This is a genomic window from Peribacillus sp. FSL H8-0477 (genome assembly GCF_038002765.1).
GTDB lineage: Bacteria > Bacillota > Bacilli > Bacillales > DSM-1321 > Peribacillus.
On record NZ_JBBODE010000002.1, the window covers coordinates 777,939 to 798,104 of the forward strand.

Annotated in this window: 21 protein-coding genes; 14 read left to right on the plus strand and 7 right to left on the minus strand. The window is 38.7% G+C overall.

Features of this window, described 5'->3' with window-relative positions:
• Positions 1–115: 115 nt before the first annotated feature.
• The 4 genes from MHI18_RS15555 to MHI18_RS15570 all read left to right on the plus strand — a co-directional run bounded on the left by MHI18_RS15555 (position 116) and on the right by MHI18_RS15570 (position 2,979).
• Positions 116–1,252: a DUF445 domain-containing protein gene (locus MHI18_RS15555; protein WP_340848620.1), complete on the plus strand. Its 1,137-nt coding sequence runs from the start codon at positions 116–118 to the stop codon at positions 1,250–1,252.
• A gap of 50 nt (positions 1,253–1,302) precedes the next feature.
• Positions 1,303–1,656 carry a YlbF family regulator gene (locus tag MHI18_RS15560; RefSeq protein ID WP_340850300.1) on the plus strand — a complete coding sequence of 118 codons (354 nt, stop codon included), beginning with the start codon at positions 1,303–1,305 and terminating at the stop codon, positions 1,654–1,656.
• Between the two features lie 130 nt (positions 1,657–1,786).
• Positions 1,787–2,653 carry a Cof-type HAD-IIB family hydrolase gene (locus MHI18_RS15565; protein WP_340848621.1) on the plus strand — a complete coding sequence of 289 codons (867 nt, stop codon included), beginning with the start codon at positions 1,787–1,789 and terminating at the stop codon, positions 2,651–2,653.
• A gap of 74 nt (positions 2,654–2,727) precedes the next feature.
• Complete coding sequence (locus MHI18_RS15570; protein ID WP_340848623.1) at positions 2,728–2,979, plus strand: transcriptional regulator SplA domain-containing protein; 252 nt, start codon at positions 2,728–2,730, stop codon at positions 2,977–2,979.
• 185 nt (positions 2,980–3,164) lie between these two features.
• Here the strand turns inward: MHI18_RS15570 and MHI18_RS15575 are convergent, their stop codons facing one another.
• Complete coding sequence (locus tag MHI18_RS15575) at positions 3,165–4,028, minus strand: dimethylarginine dimethylaminohydrolase family protein (RefSeq protein WP_340848624.1); 864 nt, start codon at positions 4,026–4,028, stop codon at positions 3,165–3,167.
• 152 nt (positions 4,029–4,180) lie between these two features.
• Between MHI18_RS15575 and MHI18_RS15580 the strand changes: the two genes are divergently transcribed.
• The gene (locus MHI18_RS15580) at positions 4,181–5,800 is read left to right on the plus strand and encodes a long-chain fatty acid--CoA ligase (protein WP_340848626.1); all 1,620 of its coding nucleotides are present in this window, start codon (positions 4,181–4,183) and stop codon (positions 5,798–5,800) included.
• A gap of 108 nt (positions 5,801–5,908) precedes the next feature.
• Entirely contained in the window at positions 5,909–6,700 is a 792-nt protein-coding gene (locus MHI18_RS15585) for an enoyl-CoA hydratase (RefSeq protein WP_445670039.1), read from the plus strand.
• A gap of 60 nt (positions 6,701–6,760) precedes the next feature.
• Here the strand turns inward: MHI18_RS15585 and MHI18_RS15590 are convergent, their stop codons facing one another.
• Positions 6,761–6,949 (minus strand): YhzD family protein, encoded by a 189-nt coding sequence (locus tag MHI18_RS15590; RefSeq protein WP_340848629.1) that lies wholly within the window; start codon positions 6,947–6,949, stop codon positions 6,761–6,763.
• A 140-nt stretch (positions 6,950–7,089) separates the two neighbouring features.
• Between MHI18_RS15590 and MHI18_RS15595 the strand changes: the two genes are divergently transcribed.
• Positions 7,090–7,989, plus strand: a complete 900-nt coding sequence (locus MHI18_RS15595; RefSeq protein ID WP_340848630.1) for an ABC transporter ATP-binding protein — start codon at positions 7,090–7,092, stop codon at positions 7,987–7,989.
• Positions 7,982–9,229: an ABC transporter permease gene (locus tag MHI18_RS15600; protein ID WP_340848631.1), complete on the plus strand. Its 1,248-nt coding sequence runs from the start codon at positions 7,982–7,984 to the stop codon at positions 9,227–9,229. The genes MHI18_RS15595 and MHI18_RS15600 overlap by 8 nt, the downstream gene beginning before the upstream one ends.
• 48 nt (positions 9,230–9,277) lie before the next feature.
• Here MHI18_RS15600 and MHI18_RS15605 read toward each other — a convergent pair whose 3' ends face one another.
• From MHI18_RS15605 to MHI18_RS15615, 3 genes are read right to left on the minus strand one after another with little or no spacing between them, the layout of a single operon-like run.
• Entirely contained in the window at positions 9,278–10,891 is a 1,614-nt protein-coding gene (locus MHI18_RS15605; RefSeq protein ID WP_340848634.1) for a YndJ family protein, read from the minus strand.
• A complete protein-coding gene (locus tag MHI18_RS15610) occupies positions 10,878–11,492 on the minus strand; it encodes a DUF4166 domain-containing protein (protein ID WP_340848635.1) in 615 nt (204 codons plus the stop codon). Before MHI18_RS15610 ends, MHI18_RS15605 begins: the two co-directional genes overlap by 14 nt.
• A 9-nt stretch (positions 11,493–11,501) precedes the next feature.
• Positions 11,502–12,401: a DoxX-like family protein gene (locus MHI18_RS15615; protein WP_340848636.1), complete on the minus strand. Its 900-nt coding sequence runs from the start codon at positions 12,399–12,401 to the stop codon at positions 11,502–11,504.
• A 258-nt stretch (positions 12,402–12,659) separates the two neighbouring features.
• Here MHI18_RS15615 and MHI18_RS15620 point away from each other — a divergent pair, with 258 nt between their 5' ends.
• The 4 genes from MHI18_RS15620 to MHI18_RS15635 all read left to right on the plus strand — a co-directional run bounded on the left by MHI18_RS15620 (position 12,660) and on the right by MHI18_RS15635 (position 18,320).
• Positions 12,660–13,871, plus strand: coding sequence for a metallophosphoesterase family protein (locus tag MHI18_RS15620; protein WP_340848637.1), 1,212 nt, complete (start codon positions 12,660–12,662; stop codon positions 13,869–13,871).
• Between the two features lie 13 nt (positions 13,872–13,884).
• Positions 13,885–16,884 (plus strand): ATP-binding protein, encoded by a 3,000-nt coding sequence (locus tag MHI18_RS15625; protein WP_340848638.1) that lies wholly within the window; start codon positions 13,885–13,887, stop codon positions 16,882–16,884.
• 208 nt (positions 16,885–17,092) lie between these two features.
• Complete coding sequence (gene yhaM / locus MHI18_RS15630) at positions 17,093–18,031, plus strand: 3'-5' exoribonuclease YhaM (RefSeq protein WP_340850301.1); 939 nt, start codon at positions 17,093–17,095, stop codon at positions 18,029–18,031.
• 88 nt (positions 18,032–18,119) lie between these two features.
• Entirely contained in the window at positions 18,120–18,320 is a 201-nt protein-coding gene (locus MHI18_RS15635) for a sporulation YhaL family protein (protein ID WP_340848639.1), read from the plus strand.
• Between the two features lie 75 nt (positions 18,321–18,395).
• On the opposite strand, the gene MHI18_RS15640 is transcribed toward MHI18_RS15635, so the two are convergent.
• Positions 18,396–19,271, minus strand: a complete 876-nt coding sequence (locus MHI18_RS15640; protein ID WP_340848641.1) for a peptidylprolyl isomerase — start codon at positions 19,269–19,271, stop codon at positions 18,396–18,398.
• A gap of 192 nt (positions 19,272–19,463) precedes the next feature.
• On the opposite strand from MHI18_RS15640, the gene MHI18_RS15645 reads away from it, so the two are divergent.
• Together MHI18_RS15645 and MHI18_RS15650 are read left to right on the plus strand one after the other, a co-directional pair.
• On the plus strand, positions 19,464–19,547 hold the full coding sequence (locus MHI18_RS15645) for a YjcZ family sporulation protein (protein WP_340850302.1): 84 nt from the start codon (positions 19,464–19,466) through the stop codon (positions 19,545–19,547).
• Between the two features lie 151 nt (positions 19,548–19,698).
• Positions 19,699–19,788, plus strand: coding sequence for a YjcZ family sporulation protein (locus MHI18_RS15650; RefSeq protein ID WP_081705008.1), 90 nt, complete (start codon positions 19,699–19,701; stop codon positions 19,786–19,788).
• Between the two features lie 130 nt (positions 19,789–19,918).
• On the opposite strand, the gene MHI18_RS15655 is transcribed toward MHI18_RS15650, so the two are convergent.
• Complete coding sequence (locus tag MHI18_RS15655) at positions 19,919–20,101, minus strand: hypothetical protein (RefSeq protein ID WP_407951462.1); 183 nt, start codon at positions 20,099–20,101, stop codon at positions 19,919–19,921.
• Positions 20,102–20,166 lie beyond the last annotated feature (65 nt).

The window sequence follows — 20,166 nt, forward strand, 5'->3', positions numbered from 1 at the left end:
ATTAGTATCCTTTTATAATGAAGAGATGGGCTAATGCGGATATCATATCTTATGTTTTGGGTGATTTGAACGTACCTTTATGATGAATATTTTTAACAGAAGAAGGAGATAAAGCATGAACTGGATGATTACACTTGCATTTATGATTGTTATTGGAGCAATAATAGGAGGATTTACCAACTTTATTGCAATAAAAATGCTGTTCCACCCTTATAAACCAATCTATCTATTTGGTAAACAGCTGCCTTTCACACCGGGGTTAATCCCAAAACGACGTGATGAGCTAGCCTCTCAACTTGGAAAAATAGTAGTTGAACATTTACTTACCCCTGAAAGCCTTCAGCAAAAGGTGCTCAATTCTACTCTTAAACAGGATATGAATACATGGGTACAGGGAGAAGTAAAAAAATATCTGTCATCAGAAAAAAATCTAGCGGAATTATTGGCTGATTACGGAATCAACAATGCTTCTAATGTAACGGAAGACTTTTTAAAGAAATTCCTTGTAAGTAAATATGACAGCTGGATGGCTGAGAACCGCAGTAAACAGACTAGTGATTTATTTTCACCGGCCATTCTTGAGAAAGCTGTTGCAAAGATCCCTGACATTTCTGAATATATTCTGTCCAAGGGAAAAGATTACTTTACGAGCCCAGAAGGCAAGCGTCGTCTTGAACAAATGATGGAAGAATTTTTTAGTCAGCGCGGAAAAATTGGGAATATGATTCAAATGTTCATGGGGAATGCCAAATTGGTCGATATCGTTCAACCTGAATTGCTTAAATTTCTTAATCAGCCTAAAACGTCCGATTTAATTACTGTGTTACTTACTCGAGAATGGCATAAAGTAGAAGAATGGGAACTGGAAAGAGTGGAAGGCATCTTTGGTGCAGATGCTATTAAAGATATGCTTGCTAAGAAAGTAACTCAATTAGCAGATATTCCTGAATGGTTTGAAAAGCCGCTTCATGAGCTTGCTGCTCCAATGGAATCTGTCATCCTTGATAAGGTAATTCCCACCCTGCTGGATCAAGCCTTACTGCTGGTCAGTGCACACCTTATTCCAATGGTAAAAAAACTTCATATTGAGGAAATTGTGGAAGAGCAAGTTAAGGCATTCTCACTCGAAAGACTTGAGGAAATTGTTTTACTGATTGCAAAGAGAGAATTGAGTATGATCACGTACTTAGGATTCCTGCTTGGTGGATTGATTGGAATGTTCCAAGGCTTTTTCTCCATATTTTTTGGCTAATGAAGATTGTTTTGGTATAGTAGGGAAATAGATTATTAGGAGGTTACACAATTATGGCAAATGTATATGATGCAGCGTATGATATGGAAAAAGCAATTAGAAACAGCAGTGAATTTACTGAATTAAAGAATCTTTATGATCAGGTGAATGCCGATCCGGGAGCTAAAGGAATGTTTGATAATTTCCGTCAGCTTCAGATGAGTCTTCAGCAAAAACAAATGACAGGACAAGAAATTGCACCTGATGAAATGGAACAAGCACAAAAAACAGTTGCTCTTGTACAGCAGCATGAAACCATTGCTAAATTAATGGAAGCAGAGCAAAGATTAAGCATGGTTATTGCCGATTTAAACCGTATTATTATGAAGCCTTTAGAAGACTTATACGGTGCACCTGAACAATAAGTCATTGAAATGCCTCTCAAGCACATTGTGCTCGGGAGGCATTTGTTTTTTACAAAATCCCTGTGAATGTTCTAGCCCTCATTTTTGATTCATAAATTGTAGTAGAACACTACAGATGGGGGAGATTGGCATGGTATATCGGTTACTGGCGGTCAATATTGATGGAACCCTGCTTCAATCGAATGGCCGCTTAAATAAAATAACTAAGGAAGCCATAGAATATGTTCACCAAAAAGGTGTACATGTAGCTTTAGTTACATCAAGAAGTTACCATTCAGCCAGAAAAGTGGCTAAGGCCCTTAAAATAAATCCAATGATTGTGGCTCATCAAGGAGCATTTGTAGGAGAAGCGCTTGATAAACCAATTCATGTACAACGAATGTCAGAAAGTCTAGTCTTGGAAATCGTGCAACTACTGGAGAAGACAGTTTGTCAGATTCAATTGGTCCATGAAAAGCAGCTATTAGCTAATCGATTAGAAATACCAGAAAATCTAATAGGGAAAGCTGTTCTGCAAATGAATGAACAAAATTTCTATTCACAGCACTTTGTCGATACACTTAGTGAAGAATTGGAAGTGCAGCCCTTTAAAGCAACCAAAATCGATGTCTACTTTCCAGAAGAAGAAGAAAAGGAAAGCCTATTTAATCTAATCAATGACATGTTTAAAGAAGTGACTGTTATTGAAAAACCAGGGCAAATACTCACCATTGTTCCAGCTGGGGTATCCAAGTGGAATGGGGTTCTCTATCTTGCTGATTTTCTAGGAGTTAAAGCAAATGAGATTGTAGCGATTGGCGATGGTCTTGATGATTTAGAGATGATTGCATACTCTGGATTAGGGGTAGCAATGGGAAATGCACCAAATGAAGTGAAGTTAGCAGCAAAATGGGTAACAAGGACGAATGATGAACAAGGTGTTGCCTATATGCTCAAGGAATTTTTTCGCAAGCAGCATCCCATTGGATTTATTGAAAAACTGAATCATCTTCGATAAATAGTTGATTTGATAAATATTTTTATGTTTCTTTCACACACTATAACTATCCTTAAATAGAAAGGAACATGAAAATGGGAACAATTGATCCAAAAGATGTGAATGTTGGCGATGAGGTCTATGTCATTTACAATAACCCTCATACACCTAGTGTATCGAATGTAAGAGCAGCTGAAATTGTCCAGCATCCAAAGGACCCTCAAGCCATAGCTTTGTTTTTAAATGATACTTTTCATGTTGTAGAGAATGACGATGCTCTCTATTCTTCTGAAGCGGAAGCAGAGACAGCCTTTAACGAGTTATACGATGAAGATGTCCTATTCTAAAGAATAGATCACATCCTAAACGGGGCTCGTTCAGTTTGTACGAAAAGAGGTTCGGAATGATTTCATTCTGAACCTCTTTTCTTTTTGAATACAATTCATGGTGTTTATACCTCAAGTAGTCTATCTCTCGGATATCAACAAGCCCCCAAAAATCAACAGACCCCGTCGACAAAACGGGGTCAGTTTTATTGTTGTGGATACTCTGTTCGCAAAATAGGGAGAGTACAGCAGCGGAATGAGCCGCCAGATTTAATGATTTCTGAGATATCACATTCTAACACTTCATATCCACGGTTACGTAACTCCTTATTTACTTGTTTGTTTACAGGCAGGCTGATTATCTTTTTGTTCCCAATAGATAAAACATTCGTGCCAAGTGTGAATTGTTCTTCAGGAGAAACGCTAATCAAATCATAACGTTCACTAAGTTGTTTCCGATCTTCTTCATGAATCGCATCTGGGAAAATTAATGCTTCGGTAGGTGAAATAATATTAAAGACACAATCTAAATGCAGGTATTTTTCGTCAAAACGGATCGAGTTAATTTCATAATCAGTAAGCAGTTTTTGTAATTGGCGGACCGAATGTTTATGCGTTCGATCGCTCAGTCCTACATAAATCGAATCACGATCAATAATTACATCTCCGCCTTCAATTCGTTCATGATTCAAATTATAGTTAGGCAGGTTATGGTCTTCTATCCAGGATTTTAATATGGTTTCTTCACCCTGTCTGATAGGACTAGCCATTTCAGCAATAAAGATGGTATGTCCAAGTGTAAATCCAATATCTCGTGTGAAAACCTGTTCATTATATGTAGGTTTAGCAGGCAGTTGAATGACGTCAATATCATGATTTTCAAGGAGGGTAATAAAAGCTTCGTGCTGCTGTAAAGCTAAAGGAATTTTAATATTATCTTCTTTATAATACTTTTGTGTTTCATTAATGACATCACGAATCTTCATAAAGCGTGGTTCACATACAATTACTTTTTTTAAAGTGTCATACTCACTTCCACAAAACACAGTGTTTTTTACTATTTGTTTCATACAGTCCTCCTGATTAAATTCTTTCTTCTTATATTTCCTTAAATGAAGGGAAAGAAACCTACCAAGCCAGAAAATAGGTAAAGGAATATTCTATTATTCAGCGAATACCTATCTTTATATTCATGAAATGGATTATTAAGGGGGAAATGTCTATGATGAACACGCCATTATTAGTAACACAAATGATTGAACGAGCAGAGCGGTATTTTCCAAGAAAGGAAGTCATTTCGAGAACAGAATCGGGCATACAACGAATGACATACGCTCAAACTGCTGAACGGACGAGGAGACTTGTTAGTGTTTTACGGAAGCTGGGTGTTAATAAAGGGGACAAAGTGGGAACCTTGGCTTGGAACCATCATCGTCATTTAGAGACCTATTTTGCTGTTCCCTGTTCGGGTGCCGTCTTGCATACCATTAACTTTCGTCTATCACCTCAACACGTTTCTTATATCATTAATCACGCCGAAGATAAGCTCCTATTTGTCGATACAGATATCTTACCGCTGTTGGAAGGGATTAAAGAACAGTTAAAAAACGTAAAAGGGTTTGTTATTATGACGGATCAAAATGAGTTGCCTGAAACGACATTATCACCTGTTTATCACTATGAAAACCTATTGTCTGAAGGGAATCCTAAAGAACCATTTATTCAAGATTTAGATGAAAACAGCCCAGCTGGTATGTGCTATACATCAGCTACGACAGGTAATCCAAAAGGGGTTATCTATTCACATCGAGGGATTTTTCTGCATGCAATGGCTTTAGGATTAGTCGATAATACGGGAATAAGTGAACGAGATACAGCCCTCCCAGTGGTCCCTATGTTTCATGTTAATGCGTGGGGGATTCCCTTTGCGTGTGTTTGGTTCGGTGCAAAATTAGTCCTGCCAGGTCCAGCGTTTTCACCGAAATTGATTGCCGAATTATTTGAAGCAGAAAAGGTTACGATTTCTGCAGGTGTGCCGACAGTATGGCTGGGTCTCCTTAAAGAACTCGAGGAACATACCTACGATACAAGCAGCTTGCGTATGATTCTTTGCGGCGGATCTGCTGCACCGAAGAGTATGATTAAAGAATTTGAAACTAAATATCATATCCCGTTTCTTCATGCTTACGGGATGACAGAAACGAGTCCATTAGTGTTTTCTGGCCGATTAAAAAGCTATCAAGAAGAGCTTAGCGAAGAAGACCGTTATAATATTAAGTCAAAACAGGGAATGGTTGTTCCTTGTATTGAAATTAAAGTTGTCGGACCTGATGGAGAAATTCAGCCAGATGGGAAAGAAATGGGCGAACTCTTAATCAGAGGGCCATGGATTGCGGATGAATATTATCAAGATGAGCGGACGGAAGCTGCTTTCGTAAATGGATGGCTGCATACAGGGGATGTAGTAACTATCGATGAAGAAGGATATGTGAAAATAGTTGACCGAACTAAGGATTTAATTAAAAGCGGGGGTGAATGGATTTCTTCCGTTGATCTTGAGAATGCTCTGATGGCTCATTCTAGTGTTTTTGAAGCAGCCGTTATTGCTGTTCCGCATGAGAAATGGCAGGAGCGCCCCGTCGCTTGTGTAGTATTAAAGGATGCATATAAAGATAAAGTGACAAAGGAAGAACTGCTTGAATTTCTAGCGCCGCAATTCGCAAAATGGTGGCTCCCTGATGACATCTTATTCTTAAGTGACATTCCTAAAACTGGTGTAGGAAAATTTTTAAAAATGGCACTCCGTGAACAAGTAAAAGATCTATACGCTAATAGCAAATAACAAATATGAACATTTTTATAATAATTCGACATAATTATTTTTAATGAATCCGCTTTCATGTATACTGTTAGTATATACAGTAAATAGAAGGAGCTGGGGAGCTTGAGTATCGAATCGACTTCGACAAAACAAACCGTGATTGTCACGTATTTTGAAAGAACAGCAGTCGTAGAATTGAACCGCCCTGAAGCCATGAATGCCATGAATGAAGCGATGCTTCACGAGTTGGCAAAAGTTTTAAAGGAAATAACGTACAAAGACGAGATTGACATCGTCATATTAAAAGGCAAGGGAAAAGCGTTTTCAGCAGGCGGGGATATTAAGATGATGTTGTCATCAGATGTGACAACAGGATTCGATAACATCATGGACTGTATAAGTGATATTGTGACATCACTTTATTTAATGCCGAAGTTGACGATTTGTGCTGTGCACGGTGCAGCAGCGGGTCTTGGTTTATCTGTTGCCTTAGCAACCGATTATATTATTGCTGAGCCGGAAAGCAAATTGGCCATGAACTTTATTGGGATTGGGTTAATTCCGGATGGAGGCGGTCACTTCTTCCTAGAGCGAAGGCTTGGAGAAGTGAAAGCAAAAGAATTAATCTGGGAAGGAAGAGTACTGAGTGCCCAGCAAGCATTTGAAAAAGACCTGATTCATGAAATAGCATCGATTCCCCTAGAACAGGCGGTAGAGAAAAAACGTCAAATCTGGTTGAACAGCCCGACTAAAGCCATGATCAAAACGAAAAAAATCCTCAGTGAACAAAACCGGCCGACTCTATTGAAGATCCTTGAAATTGAAAAAAATGCTCAAATGAAAATGCGCGAAACTATAGACCATAAAGAAGGCGTGCAAGCCTTTCTTGAAAAAAGAAAGCCAAAATTTATTGGTCAATAAAATAATGTAAATACCCCGTTCAGTACGTTGAGTGGGGTATTTACATTTACAGCGCTTTCATTATGAATGAAATAAAACGAGACTGCCTTGTGGTGATGTACAGCGGTGTGTTTTTTCAAGGAAGTTCTTTTCAACTAACATCTTATGGCCGATTTCCTTTGCCAGCTTGTTGTTCTCAGCAGTAAATGATTCATCAAGCAGCTTTTCACCAGTTGGTTCAAAAACGGTCAACTTATAAACGTTACTCATAAAAATTCCTCCATCTATTTTAAAAGGTTCTACTACTATTATTTTTGCATAATATTCCATCTTTTGTAAAGGGTTATGTACTTTCGTAGATTTATATAATACGATTAGATAAACGGTTTTTATTGAGAGGGGGAAAAGGTTTGTCATTACATATAAATCACGTAACCAAAAAATTTGGTGATTTTACTGCAGTGAATGAATTGAATATTACCATTCCTGAGAATCAAATGTTTGGTTTGTTGGGAGCAAATGGTGCAGGGAAGACGACAACGTTCCGAATGATTCTAGGATTACTAACTCCAACTGAGGGCGAGGTTACTTGGAATGGAAAAGGAATCGACTATTCAACCAGCTCAATTATTGGCTATCTTCCTGAAGAAAGAGGATTGTATCCGAAATTGAAGGTTCGTGAACAGTTACTTTATTTAGCAAGACTCCGAGGAATGTCTAAAAATGATGCGTTTACTGAGTTACAGCATTGGCTGGAGCGCTTTAAAATCCCAGAATACCTTGATAAAAAGGTAGAGGATCTTTCAAAGGGAAATCAGCAGAAGATTCAGCTGATAGCATCTGTTATACATAAACCACAGCTGCTCATTCTTGATGAACCCTTTAGCGGGCTGGATCCAGTCAATGTAGAAATGCTTAAACAAGCTGTTATTGATTTACGCGACAAAGGGACAACAATTGTCTTTTCCAGTCATCGTATGGAGCATGTCGAGGAAATGTGTGAACACTTATGTATCATGCATCGAGGAGCACCTGTAGCAGCCGGGAAATTAAAAGATATTAAGCGTTCTTTTGGAAAAAAGAATATCGTCATTAAAGCCGATTTTAACCTAGATTTCCTTGATGAATATCCGGGTGTGGTGAAAACGAAGATTACAACAGAAGGAAGAATTCTACAAATTACGGGAGAGGATGTTGCAGAAAAAATTCTTCAGGATCTTGTACCGCGTGGGTTTGTAAGGAAGTTTGAGCTGGAAGAGCCATCGCTAAATGATATTTTCATTGAGAAAGTAGGTGCAGCTTATGAATAAATTTTGGATTGTCTTTGCACATACCTATCTAACAAAGATAAAATCAAAATCCTTCATTATTACGACTGCAGTTATGTTAGTGTTAATCTTCGGTCTGTCCAATGTAACGAAGATTATTGATTACTTTGATGATAATGAAAAAGAGAAAGTAGCTGTAATTGATCAGACGGGTGCTTATTTCGACCTTTTCAAGAATACGGCAGAAACGATGAATAAGGAACTGACAGTTCAAGCGGTTCCAAATGAAAAAGAAGCAAAAAAGCAGGTTGCCGATGAAGAGATAACCGGCTACCTACTTATAAGTGAAGACAGTAACGGAGAAGTAATGGGGGTCTATAAAGCGAATGAAATATCTAATACGGAGGTAAGTGCAGGCTTATCTACAACGCTAAACCAGTTAAAACTGCAAAAGGTGAAAACTGAACTCAATTTAACTGATCAGCAAATTGAAGCGTTAAATAAACCGGCTGTTTTTGAAACTGTTGCGCTGAAAGAAAGTGCAAAAACAGAGGAAGACTTGAACCAGGCACGTGGCCTTGTCTATATCCTATTGTTTGTTATCTATTTTAGTGTTTTGATGTATTCTAGTATGATTGCAACGGAGGTTGCTACTGAAAAGTCTTCACGAGTAATGGAAATCTTAATTTCAAGCATTCCACCCATACAGCAGATGTTTGCGAAAATTCTTGGGGTCGCCTTATTAAATTTCACCCAGATTCTGCTTTTTTTAGGAGTTGGGTATGTGACGGTGAAACAAAATCTTGCAGAATTGAATGATGGGTTTTTCTCCGTTTTTGGATTTGGAAGTATTCAGCCTTCAATACTTGTGTATGCAGTGATATTCATGTTACTCGGTTATTTGCTGTATGCAACACTTGCGGCATGTCTTGGGTCAATCGTCAGCCGAGTGGAGGACGTTCAGTCCATGATTATGCCAATGACGACGCTCATCATTATCGCCTTCCTTATTGCGATGTCTGGTCTTTCTAATCCAGGAGCAAGCTATGTGACGTTCACGTCGTTTATTCCCTTTTTTAGTCCCATGATTATGTTCCTTCGAGTAGGGATGCTTGATGTACCGTTTTGGCAAATCCTTACGAGTATCCTGATTCTTCTGGGTACGATAGGTCTTTTAGCCATCATCGGTGCTCGTATCTATCGCGGGGGAGTTCTCATGTACGGAAGTTCAAAATCATTTAAAGATATTAAAGAGGCATTGAAGATGTCAAAGCACTCGTAAAAAAAGAGCAATTATCTTTGTTCAGAACAATTAACCCCTGACTTTCAGTCAGGGGTTAATTGTTGTAGAGGTATTTTCTTTATGATGAATACGATAAATGATTTTTAAAAAAGGCACACCGAAGATCCACATTGTATGATTTGCGGAAAGAGTTCCTGCACTCGTTTGTTTGACCCGGAATATTTCTTCTATCGGTAATTTAGGCAGGTAGTTATGAATGGCTAAATAAATACCTGCGTCCGAGAACTGATTTGATTTACTAGTCAGCTCTAGTTCATCATCAACCTGTTGAAGATCTAAGACGCCTGTCATTGTTGACCATGGCAGGGGAAGAGCAATATTCATATAGGTACGGCCAAGATGTTCATGGGAAGAATAAAGGGCAACGAAAACTGTGTCCCCATCAATTTTTCGTACCCAAGCTCGCGGACGATCTCGCCCGTCCATCTGTTCGTTTATTTCCACTATTGTACCGGTCATTTCCACTTTTCGGCTTGATAGAGGCAAATTAATTTGTTTGACCCATTTACTGATCAAACGATATACACAGGCAAAAGGCTTAAACCAGTTTAGCCAATGTACTTCAGCAAATAAACGATAATCAGCTGTGTTTTCATAGAAGTCAATAATGGCAGGTGATAGAGTAAGCGGATTTACATGTGGCTTATACACGTGCATGTTTTCCACTAATCCTTTTTTTGTTATAGAATTGCCAGCTTTAGCAACAATGGTATCCCCTATGACTAGACCGCCTCGAATGCGGCTGACGGGAAAGGTTAAGGGTCTTACACCAGACACAGGAGTGTGGGACCAGCCAAAAACGCCAAGCAGCGCAAAACAAATTGCATTAAAAAAACCATGGAAAATTAACATAAAGTTTATACTAAGTGATGGCAGCCCTGCAAGATGCCGCAGTGCGTACAACATTGAAAAGAGGATCGTTACTCCAAGTGTTGAAAAGGATAACCGAACAAGCCATTTCTGAATTGGGTGAGTAAAGGGCGCTTGATACGCTAATTTGAGTAATTGATAAATCCCAATCATATAAATGATGACTGATGCAATTTCAATCAGAGAAGAAAAAGTAATTCCTGCCGCAACAATCATCGGTGAAGATAGAATGATAGCCACTGTCAGGCCGTAAGATTTCGGTTTATACATTCGCCCAAGAAACCCAACAAAAATGGGCAGTAAGCAAGCGGAGTAATGAAAATGAATGGCCGTTAACCAAGTAAGCAGCGGTGAAAAGCCTAAATTGATTTTCGCCATATAGGCAAAGAACCAACCGCCTCCTAAGGCCAGATACATCATCCCCATTTCAATGGAGAATTCTTCAACATGAGAAAACCCCCTTTTTAAAAAACGAATCAATCCAAAGAGTGCAGTAAGCAAGGGATAACATAAATAAAGAGCTGCGAATAGAGCATCAAATTGTGTTTCCCCCGTTATTTGTAAAAAAACAATGGCTAGTGAAGAAAAAAAGGCTAGATAAGGATGTATGGTTGTATACCAGTCCCCTTTTTGCAGAATCAATTGGATAACTAAGGGTACAAATAGAATTTGGGCCGATGTTAATAATAGATAGGGCCAATTCTGCTCTCCTAAGATAGCAGTGATAAGCAGTAGTCCTGTTTGAATATAGGTCAGGTTAAGCTTGAACATCCTCTGTAAATTCCCCTTCATACGCAAATATGCGACCTATTAATGGATTTTGCACTTCTACTTTTATCTGGAAGCTATCTCTATCTTCTAGATAGTTTTCATGTACGGTTGCTAAGCCTTGGAGTATCCCCGGTAGTGGGATTTCGAGCGGTCCTAGTACTAGTCGTTGTTTTTTTGATAAAATAGAGAGATTTCCCTCGGGTGATACGTGAAAGACTAGGTCAGAGTAGAGAAGACTCGGCTGTCCTAAATAATCTTTAATGATTTTTCGTTCTGGGTCATAACTCATCAACGCATTAAAATACCTTTTCTTTTCTCCGAAGAAGAAAATTCTTTCCCAGTGAACGTGTTCTTCCCCATTCGTGCCAATTTGATAGGTATTTAAAATCGTAAATGGTATCTGCTTTCCGTGCTCTGGGAATACTAGTTTCCAGTGACTTCCAAGGCGAAAAAGCGGATAAAGCCATTTTGGTCCGCCTGTAATGGTTTGCATCACTCCACTTGCTTTAAATTGATTGTCTTTTGTTAGGTTATATCTTTTTTGCAGCATAGGGTGAAGCTGCTTGTACTGTGGACCTAATATTTTCTGATAAATAGACATAGGCTCTCCTTATCTCTTGCGTTTACAGCTTTTTGAAGTAGGAGTGTCCTTGCTGAACAAAAAGCCAATGATTGATAGAACTAGCAAACTTATATTAAAGGTTAATGGATTAAACGGATCAATGAGAACAGCAGGATCAGCGACAAAAGCAGAAATCGTGAGTAACGGAAAAAGAATAAGTTGAATCCCAAATAAGTGACGTTTTTTTTGATAGAAAAGCCAAAGTAAACCAAATAAAATTTCAAAAATACCAATCACGATAACTGCTGACGTCGCGTAATTTTCAGGAAGTGGCAGAAGCGCTTGGGTCATAGCTACCTCCTCGGGATGCCGGCCGATTAGCTTTGGCAATAATCCTTGGTAAGTCCAAACAAAGAAAAAAGTAAAGGAAAGCAGAAAAGTGCTGAAAAAACGCAGATATTGGGAAGCAGGTGTTTCCCCTTTTTCAAGCCATCTTTTTAATACATCAAAGCTAAGTGCAGTCGCCCATCCGATAAGCGGTCGGAACATGCTTCTGTCAAAAAGCTGACCGATTTGGCCAAAATTCACCTGGTAATCATACTGCGTGAGAAAAGTTAATGTTTCCCCAGGGGTATATTTCCAATACCCTTTCCCTTCTTTAATGATTGAATAAGCTTGATTTGTTCCAAAATGGAGTGAAGAAGTCCTTGATCCATTCGTGCTGTTGTGAGTACCTGTTGTTGTCCCCCAGCCTTCAATGCTAAGCCCAAAGGCAAGATTCGTTTTATAAGAAAAGTCCTGGGCATCATCGTCTGGTTTTGGTAAATAGGTAATGGAAGAAAAGCGAAGGTCCCACTGCTGATGCAGTTCTGGTCGTTGCGTTGAATCCCATAACTTATCCATCTCTGAATCTATCGGTATTTCCACATAAATGGGCTTTGATTGCATACACGTCACCTCAGGCTTTATTTTAACATAATTTAGGTGTTTTTATTGTACATACAATACAATAATGGAATGGGAAAGCATGTTCCCTTTGTGATAGAATATTAGCTAGAGTGTTGCTAGACGGGAATACGACGATCTCAGACGGGAATATCATCATCCTAGACGGGAATATGGCTACACCAGACGGGAATACCCCGTCATCAGCCCAAACCTAGCCATCAACATTTATTACTATTCATATAGAACGAGGTGGAAAACATGAGCCAGATTCGATTTATACATACAGCGGATCTTCACTTGGACAGCCCATTTGCAGGGCTGAGTCATTTACCCGATTATTTAGTTAAGGCGCTTCGTGAAAGTCCATTTCGTGCGTTTCAGAACATTATTGAAACAGCTATTTCACAAAAAGTAGATTTTATAATCATTGCAGGAGATTTATTTGATGGTGAAAATCGGAATTTAAGAACTCAGGTCCGTTTCCGTTCAGAAATGGAAAGACTGGATCGAGCAGGAATAGAAGTCTATATGATTCATGGAAATCATGATCATTTGAATGGTTCATGGATTCAGCTTGAGCTTCCAAAGAACGTTACCGTTTTCGGAGGAAAGACGGATGTGAAGGTATATAGCAAACAGGATGGAACAATGGCAAGCCTATACGGCTTCAGTTATCAGCAGAGACATGTAACGGAAAGAATGATTGATACCTATAGGAAGACTGCGAGTGAGGGCTATCATATCGGTCTCCTTCATGGCAGTCTTGAAGGAGTAGCTGGACACAGCCCTTATGCACCGTTTACGATCAAAGACTTGGTTGAAAAGGATTTTCATTACTGGGCGCTTGGACATATTCATAAAAGTCAAGTGATCTCGGAGCTGCCGCTGGCCATCTATCCCGGTAATATTCAAGGAAGAAACAGAAAAGAAAGCGGTCCAAAAGGCTGTTTCCTTATTGAAATGGAAAATAGGACTATCTCCCGAAACTTCATAGAAAGTGCTGAATTTATTTGGGATACGGTCGTGATCCCAATCCATGATCAGCCTTCATTTGATGAGATATTAACTTCAACGAGAGACGTAATTGAGCAGAGAAAGCAAACTGGTTCTAAACTTTTACTTGAATTAGAGCTCGAAATCTCATCCCTTGAACCGTCTCTTATCTCCCTACAGCTGTTGGATGATCTATTAGCTATTTTACAAGATGAGGCTGAGCAAATAGAATCTCTTTGCTGGCCGTATAAAATAAAAATAGCGAATCATCAGGAATTGGTCTTAACACATACAGAAACGCCATTTACGAGTGAACTTCTTGCGCTTGCTGAAGGATTTACAGATTTTGAGGGTGCCCTTCAATCACTATATAAACATCCAGGAGCAAGGCGTTATTTAGATGTGCTCGATGAAGAAGAACGAAAAGGACTGCTTGAGGAATCTCGACAGATGCTGTTTCAATTATTTAAAACGTAAAAGAGGTGAGAAGATGCGAATTAAAGAATTACATGTCTACGGCTATGGAAAGCTTGAAAATGAACGATTTAATGATTTACAGCAGTTATATGTGTTTTTTGGAGAAAATGAAGCCGGAAAATCAACCATTATGTCTTTCATTCATAGTATGTTGTTTGGCTTTCCAAGTAAAAATCATGAAGAGCCAAGATATGAACCAAAACAACAGGCTAAGTACGGAGGAAGACTTGTACTTGTTACCGAACGATATGGTGAGGTAATGATTGAACGAGTAAAAGGGAAAGCCGCTGGGGATGTAACGGTTACGCTCGAAAGTGGTGAGGTTAGATCAGAGGAAACGCTGCATGACATCCTTCATGGGATTGACAAGTCCTACTTTCAATCTGTATTTTCCTTCAATTTACAGGGGTTACAGGGTGTACATACAATGAATGAAGGAAATGTTGGAAAAATTTTGCTGTCTGCAGGGTTAATTGGCAATGATGTGCTGCTTGAAGCGGAGGACACTCTCCAAAAAGAAATGGAACAGCGGTTTAAACCTGCAGGTCAAAAACCATCCATCAATCTTCAACTGAAAAAAATAAAAGAATTAGATAAACAAATGAAGCTTGCTGGAGATGAGCAGGAAGCATATAAAGCACTGATTGAGCAACAAAAACAGTACACAGAAGAATTGGCAGAAGTAAAGATGAAAAGCAGTGAAAATGAAGAAATGCAATATAGGTATCAGGAGTTTTTGCGTATTAAACCCATTGTGGATGAACGTAATATCCTTGATCGGAAGTTAGATTTTCTTGGAGAACAAACATTTATTGCGGATGGGATTCAGCGGCTTGAACAATTTCTTGCAGTCAAGGTGCAGATTCACTCACAGATAGTGTCTCTTATCGAAAGAAAACAAGCAATGCTAAAGGAACAAGCAGAGCGAAAACCAAATGAATATATACAAGACCATAAGGAAGAAATCGAAGCAGCTCTGGAATCAGCATCTTTTCTTGAAAAAATGGAACTTGAACAATCAGTCCTTTTGCAAGAACTTGATAGGATACAAAAGGATATTAGAAATGCATACGGTAATCTTCATTATCCAGGAGATGAAACCAGTCTATTAACGCTTGATTTAAGTAATTTTGTAAAAGAGTATGTCAAACGGCTTGATCGGGATAAAAATCGATTACTTGATGAACGGAAGCAGCTGGATGAAGAGTATAAGACAGAAAAAGAAAAGCTTGAACGTTCTGAAGCACGGATAGCTGAGTTAAAGGAAAGAATGCTTCCTGAAGAAAAACGGAAGCAGCTTGAAGATACCGTAGGACGGGTGAGTAATGAAAGCTTTCAGACACTAAAAAAAGCTTTGCTGACTGAGCAACTTGCAGAAGTTGAACAGCAGTATGAACAGCAAAAGAAACGGGAGACTCAAAACCGTTTACGTCAGCGGAACCTTTTCGGATTATTGGGCATTCTTTTGGCAGCTGGAGCTGCATACAGTTTTACCCAAGACCAAGTAATGATTGGGCTTCTTCTAACAGCAGGATTGTTCATACTGATTGCGTCAAGATCGGTATTTAAAGGGCAAGGACTAGCTCAAGAGTTAAGCCGTCAGCTTGATACCTTGAAACGAAAGAAAGCAGCACTGGATCAAGAAAAACCGATTCCAGCTGAAGAACATACGGCCCAGCTCGATCTCCTCGAAAGGGATAGAGAAGTTGAAAAATCCTTGAGAAATGAAATGTTTCGCCATGAAGAACGTGAGATGGTCTTTGATAAGTCTATTCAGAAATTCGAGGGCTGGGAACATTCCTGGAAAACGGTATATGATGAAATCCTAGTTTTCCACAAAAATTGGAGGATCAAGATTAATCCGACTGAAAATAATTTGGAAGTTATTTTTGACATGCTCAGTCAATTAAAAGCTTTAGTGCTAGAAAAAGAAGAGAAAAGCAATCAGTTGACCTTTCTTAAAAAAGAAATAACCGATAAAACGCAAGAACTTCTAACTTTCAGTAGAGAGCTTGGGAAGACAACAGCCTCTTGGAAAGAAGCCGTTGTTTTATTAAAAAAGGCACTGAACGAAACACTTGAAAAAACAATTCAATCAAAGCAGTTACTTACAGAAATAGAAAAAATGACTTTGGAAATAGAAAAACTCACAAATAATCGGTCACAAATAGATGAGGAAATTAAGAAGCTCTATAACAAAACGGGAACAGGAGAAGAAGAAGAGTACCGTCAAAAGGCTCTGAAAGCAGAGGAATGGGCAAGCCTAACTAGTAGAAGGGACCTGCTTCAGATCCAACTTCAACAATCGCAGCTTGGACATGAGCAAATAGCTGACTATTTGACTGCTCAAATTGACGGAAATAGTTTGGAACGGTTGAGTAAGGAACGAAAGGAACAATCCAAACGTCAATCTCAACTGCTAGAACAACTTTCAGATTTGAAGCATGTCATTCAAAATCTTGAGGATGGGGGCACGTATGAGGAACGCATGCATCTCTTTATGGAAGAGCGGGCTGCATTGAACGAGGAGGCAAAAGTCTGGGGTCGATATGCGATTGCCAAAACGCTCCTAGAACAGACGGTTAACAGCTTTAAACAAGAACGTCTGCCGGCAGTGATTGCTTTAGCAGAAGATTATTTTTCCTTCTTGACAGATGGTGAATACACGAAGATACGCATAAATGACAGCGGAAAGGGTCTGCTAGTCGAACGAAATGACCGACTCACTTTTGAGGCCGAAGAATTAAGCAGAGGAACAGCTGAGCAAATTTATGCGTCTATGAGGTTAGCGCTTGCTGTCTCTACTTTTGGAGAGGATCCCTTTCCTTTAATCATTGATGATGGCTTTGTTAACTTTGATCAAAAGCGGACAAGAAATATGATTAAGCTTTTGCGACAATTATCTGAAACAAGACAAATTATCTTTTTCACTTGTCATGAAACATTACTTACTAATTTTTCAGATTCTGAGATACACGTATTAAAGAAACCCAACACGCATTCTTTTCAATAAGAAGAGAGATACCTAAAGAGACTTTCAACAGGAAGTCTCTTTCGTAACAAGCGGCGGTGGAGGAATGTTTGTTTATTTATTGGATAGAAAAAACGGGTATTAATTAGTAATTCAGAAGGTTTTTTTGCGTGGTGTAGAGGAGGAAACTTCAAGCTATCAAATGCTCGATATGGTATACTATTTTTACTTAATGAACGGAGGTATGTCTATGGAAACGGGAATTAATCATTATGGAATTGGTGACACAATCGATACATATATGTACATCAAAAGTAGTACCAAAGCTTTAGCAAGTAATGGTAAACCTTTTTTGACGTTGATCCTTTCGGATAAAACGGGAGAAATTGAGGCAAAACTTTGGGATGTTTCAGAAGAAAATGAAAAGACATTTGCTGCGGAACGGACTGTTAAGGTACAGGGAGATATTCAAAACTATCGCGGCCGCCATCAGTTAAAAATACGTAATATCCGTGTTACTACGGAGGCAGATGGAATTACACCTGCTGATCTAATTCAGACGGCGCCGATAAGTCAAGAAGAAATGATGGATAAAATTACGCAATTTATTTTTGAAATGCGCAATCCAAACATTCAACGAATTACACGTCATTTATTAAAAAAATACCAAAAAGAGTTTCTTACATTCCCAGCTGCAACAAAGAATCACCATGAATTTTATTCTGGTCTTGCTTATCATGTTGTGTCAATGCTTGACCTTGCTAGTGCCGTCGTAAATCTATATCCAAAACTGGATAAGGATTTATTATACGCAGGAGTCATTTTACATGATCTTGGGAAGGTATTTGAATTATCTGGACCGGTTTCAACTGTTTATACGGTTGAAGGAAATTTGCTTGGTCACATTACGATTATGGTTAATGAAATTGGTAAAGCAGCTGATGAGTTAAGTATTAAAGCAGAAGAAATTATGATTCTTCAACATCTTGTGCTCGCTCATCATGGGAAAGCGGAGTGGGGAAGTCCAAAACCTCCAATGGTAAAAGAAGCGGAAGTGCTTCATTATATTGATAATCTAGATGCGAAGATTAATATGATGGATCGCGCTCTTGAAAAGGTAAAACCTGGTGAGTTTACGGAGCGGGTGTTTGCCCTTGAAAATCGCAGCTTCTATAAACCAAACTTTTAACTAGTACGACGTTCTAGCATATTTTCTTTCTTACAGGCATATTCTCTATTAAGAGTGTTTTAGGACAACCTTTGGAAGGAGAATATGTATGCCGATTTGGGTATGGTTTGTTTTTGCAGGAATTCTGGTGAGTGCAGTAATGGCCGTCTATACAGCCAGGAAAGATCAAGTTCAGGAACAGGACTGGATTGAGGAGCAGGGACAGAAATATATGGAACGTATGCTGCAGGAACAGGAAACACGCAGTAATGAATCTAGTGAAAATAACGAACAAAAAGACCCGGCATAGGCCGGGTTTTTTTGTTGTAGAAAAAAGTGAATAAAAAAACAGGCCTGTCCTAGGACCGACCTGTTTTTTATACTCTTATTGTGCTGCAGGAGCTGCAGGCGCTGGAGTCAAAGCATCTTCTAGATCTTTATCTTTGATTTTCACTTTTGCATCTTCAAGCTCTTTATCAAGGATAGATTGTACTTTATCTGCCTCAATTTTTTCAACTTTAAGATCGTATTCAAGTTTAGCTTTCATTTTATCATATGATTCTTTTTCTTTTTTATCTTGAAGTTCGATGATGTGATACCCGTATTCTGTTTTAACAGGTTCACTAATTTCACCTTTTTTCAGCTTATAGGCAGCTGCTTCAAATTCTGGAAGCATAGCGCCCGTTCCGAACCATCCTAAATCGCCGCCAGCTTCTTTAGAACCAGTATCTGTAGAAACTTCCTTAGCTAGATCTTCAAACTTTTCACCTTTTGCAAGTTTAGCTTTTACATCCTTGGCAGTTTTCTCATCAGCCACTAGGATATGTCTAGCTTTGATTTGCGGTTGTGTTTCTTCGTAGCGTTTTTTGATTTCAGATTCTTTTACTTTAATATCTTTAATTGCTGCTTTTTCTTGCAGCATACCAATTCTCATTGAACTCTTAAGAGCATCTTCATCTTCGTATCCTGATTGAGCTAATGCTGTTGCAAAATTATCACCCATTTGTTCTTTGAGCTCAGCCACTTTTGCATCTAGTTCTTTATCTGTCACTTTATATTTTTCTGAAAGAACTTTTTCATAAACAAGCTCTTGAAGAACTTGGTCACCGTATTTCTCTTTCATTTCATTATAAAGCTCGTCCTTCGAAATATCTCCTGCTTTAGTGGTTACCACTGCTTCGGAGTCGTCTCCTCCGCTGTTGCACGCAGTTAATCCTAGAAGACTTGTTGTAACCGCGATGGATAATACCCATTTTCTCATTAAGAACAACTCCTGTAAATAAATTGGTGGTGATTTATAAATCCACAAATCTTACTATAACATAGTTAGAAGTTATAAAAAAACTATAATTATCCTTTTCAACCAGCTAATTTGTGAAATATAGGTAAATGCACACCCAATATCAGTAAAAATGCATAGGATATAACGAAGAATACAAAGGAGGTATGCAGCTTGAGCCAAGGATATAGCGGAGGGTTCGCTTTTATAGTTGTATTGTTCATTCTATTGGTCATTGTAGGAGCATCATTCTGCTGACTAAGATGACGAGGCTTTAGGGATTGTTTCTAATTTGATATGAATGCCGTTTCCGTTACGTAACGGTCTGCATATAGTACAGAGAACTTGTGTACAGAACTGCTGATTATGGGTCTGTACCATGCAATGGTAATAGAAAGGAGGGGGAATAATGTCTGGAGGATACGGTGGAGGCGGAGGCTTCGCGTTAATTGTTGTTTTATTTATTCTATTAGTAATCATTGGCGCTTCTTGGTTATAAGAAGCAGCGAATTAAACAAGGAGACAGCATATGCTGTCTCCTTGTTTCCTGAAAAAACCAAGCAAGTATCCAGTGTTACGTATGTATATGGACCAATTTTGCTCTGGTCAATCTTCTTATCATTGAAAGTTTAGGTAAATAAAATTTCAACGTAAGAAGATAATAACAGAATCGTAATGAGTACGTTAATCGTGCGGAATACTTTAGGCTGACGTTCTTCAGGAATTTCTTTCTGCTGACAAAGTGAATTCGTCATTTTATTAATATTATATAGAATCAATCCGGAGAAGATGATGAAAATTATAAGAATCATTCCTGACTCCCTCCCTGCATAACGGTTCTGTAAGTATTACGATATCAAATAACGCGTTAAAAAGA

Excerpts from the sequence above, each read along its gene's own strand:
- MHI18_RS15610 (WP_340848635.1), bottom strand. The coding sequence starts at position 11,492 with ATGTCTATTTATCAGAAAATATTAGGTCCACAGTACAAGCAGCTTCAC.
- MHI18_RS15640 (WP_340848641.1), bottom strand. The coding sequence starts at position 19,271 with ATGAGAAAATGGGTATTATCCATCGCGGTTACAACAAGTCTTCTAGGA.
- MHI18_RS15650 (WP_081705008.1), top strand. The coding sequence starts at position 19,699 with ATGTCTGGAGGATACGGTGGAGGCGGAGGCTTCGCGTTAATTGTTGTT.
- MHI18_RS15575 (WP_340848624.1), bottom strand. The coding sequence starts at position 4,028 with ATGAAACAAATAGTAAAAAACACTGTGTTTTGTGGAAGTGAGTATGAC.
- MHI18_RS15590 (WP_340848629.1), bottom strand. The coding sequence starts at position 6,949 with ATGAGTAACGTTTATAAGTTGACCGTTTTTGAACCAACTGGTGAAAAG.
- MHI18_RS15615 (WP_340848636.1), bottom strand. The coding sequence starts at position 12,401 with ATGCAATCAAAGCCCATTTATGTGGAAATACCGATAGATTCAGAGATG.
- MHI18_RS15600 (WP_340848631.1), top strand. The coding sequence starts at position 7,982 with ATGAATAAATTTTGGATTGTCTTTGCACATACCTATCTAACAAAGATA.
- MHI18_RS15625 (WP_340848638.1), top strand. The coding sequence starts at position 13,885 with ATGCGAATTAAAGAATTACATGTCTACGGCTATGGAAAGCTTGAAAAT.
- MHI18_RS15635 (WP_340848639.1), top strand. The coding sequence starts at position 18,120 with ATGCCGATTTGGGTATGGTTTGTTTTTGCAGGAATTCTGGTGAGTGCA.
- MHI18_RS15620 (WP_340848637.1), top strand. The coding sequence starts at position 12,660 with ATGAGCCAGATTCGATTTATACATACAGCGGATCTTCACTTGGACAGC.
- MHI18_RS15655 (WP_407951462.1), bottom strand. The coding sequence starts at position 20,101 with ATGATTCTTATAATTTTCATCATCTTCTCCGGATTGATTCTATATAAT.
- MHI18_RS15570 (WP_340848623.1), top strand. The coding sequence starts at position 2,728 with ATGGGAACAATTGATCCAAAAGATGTGAATGTTGGCGATGAGGTCTAT.
- MHI18_RS15605 (WP_340848634.1), bottom strand. The coding sequence starts at position 10,891 with ATGTTCAAGCTTAACCTGACCTATATTCAAACAGGACTACTGCTTATC.
- MHI18_RS15565 (WP_340848621.1), top strand. The coding sequence starts at position 1,787 with ATGGTATATCGGTTACTGGCGGTCAATATTGATGGAACCCTGCTTCAA.
- MHI18_RS15555 (WP_340848620.1), top strand. The coding sequence starts at position 116 with ATGAACTGGATGATTACACTTGCATTTATGATTGTTATTGGAGCAATA.
- MHI18_RS15580 (WP_340848626.1), top strand. The coding sequence starts at position 4,181 with ATGATGAACACGCCATTATTAGTAACACAAATGATTGAACGAGCAGAG.
- yhaM (WP_340850301.1), top strand. The coding sequence starts at position 17,093 with ATGGAAACGGGAATTAATCATTATGGAATTGGTGACACAATCGATACA.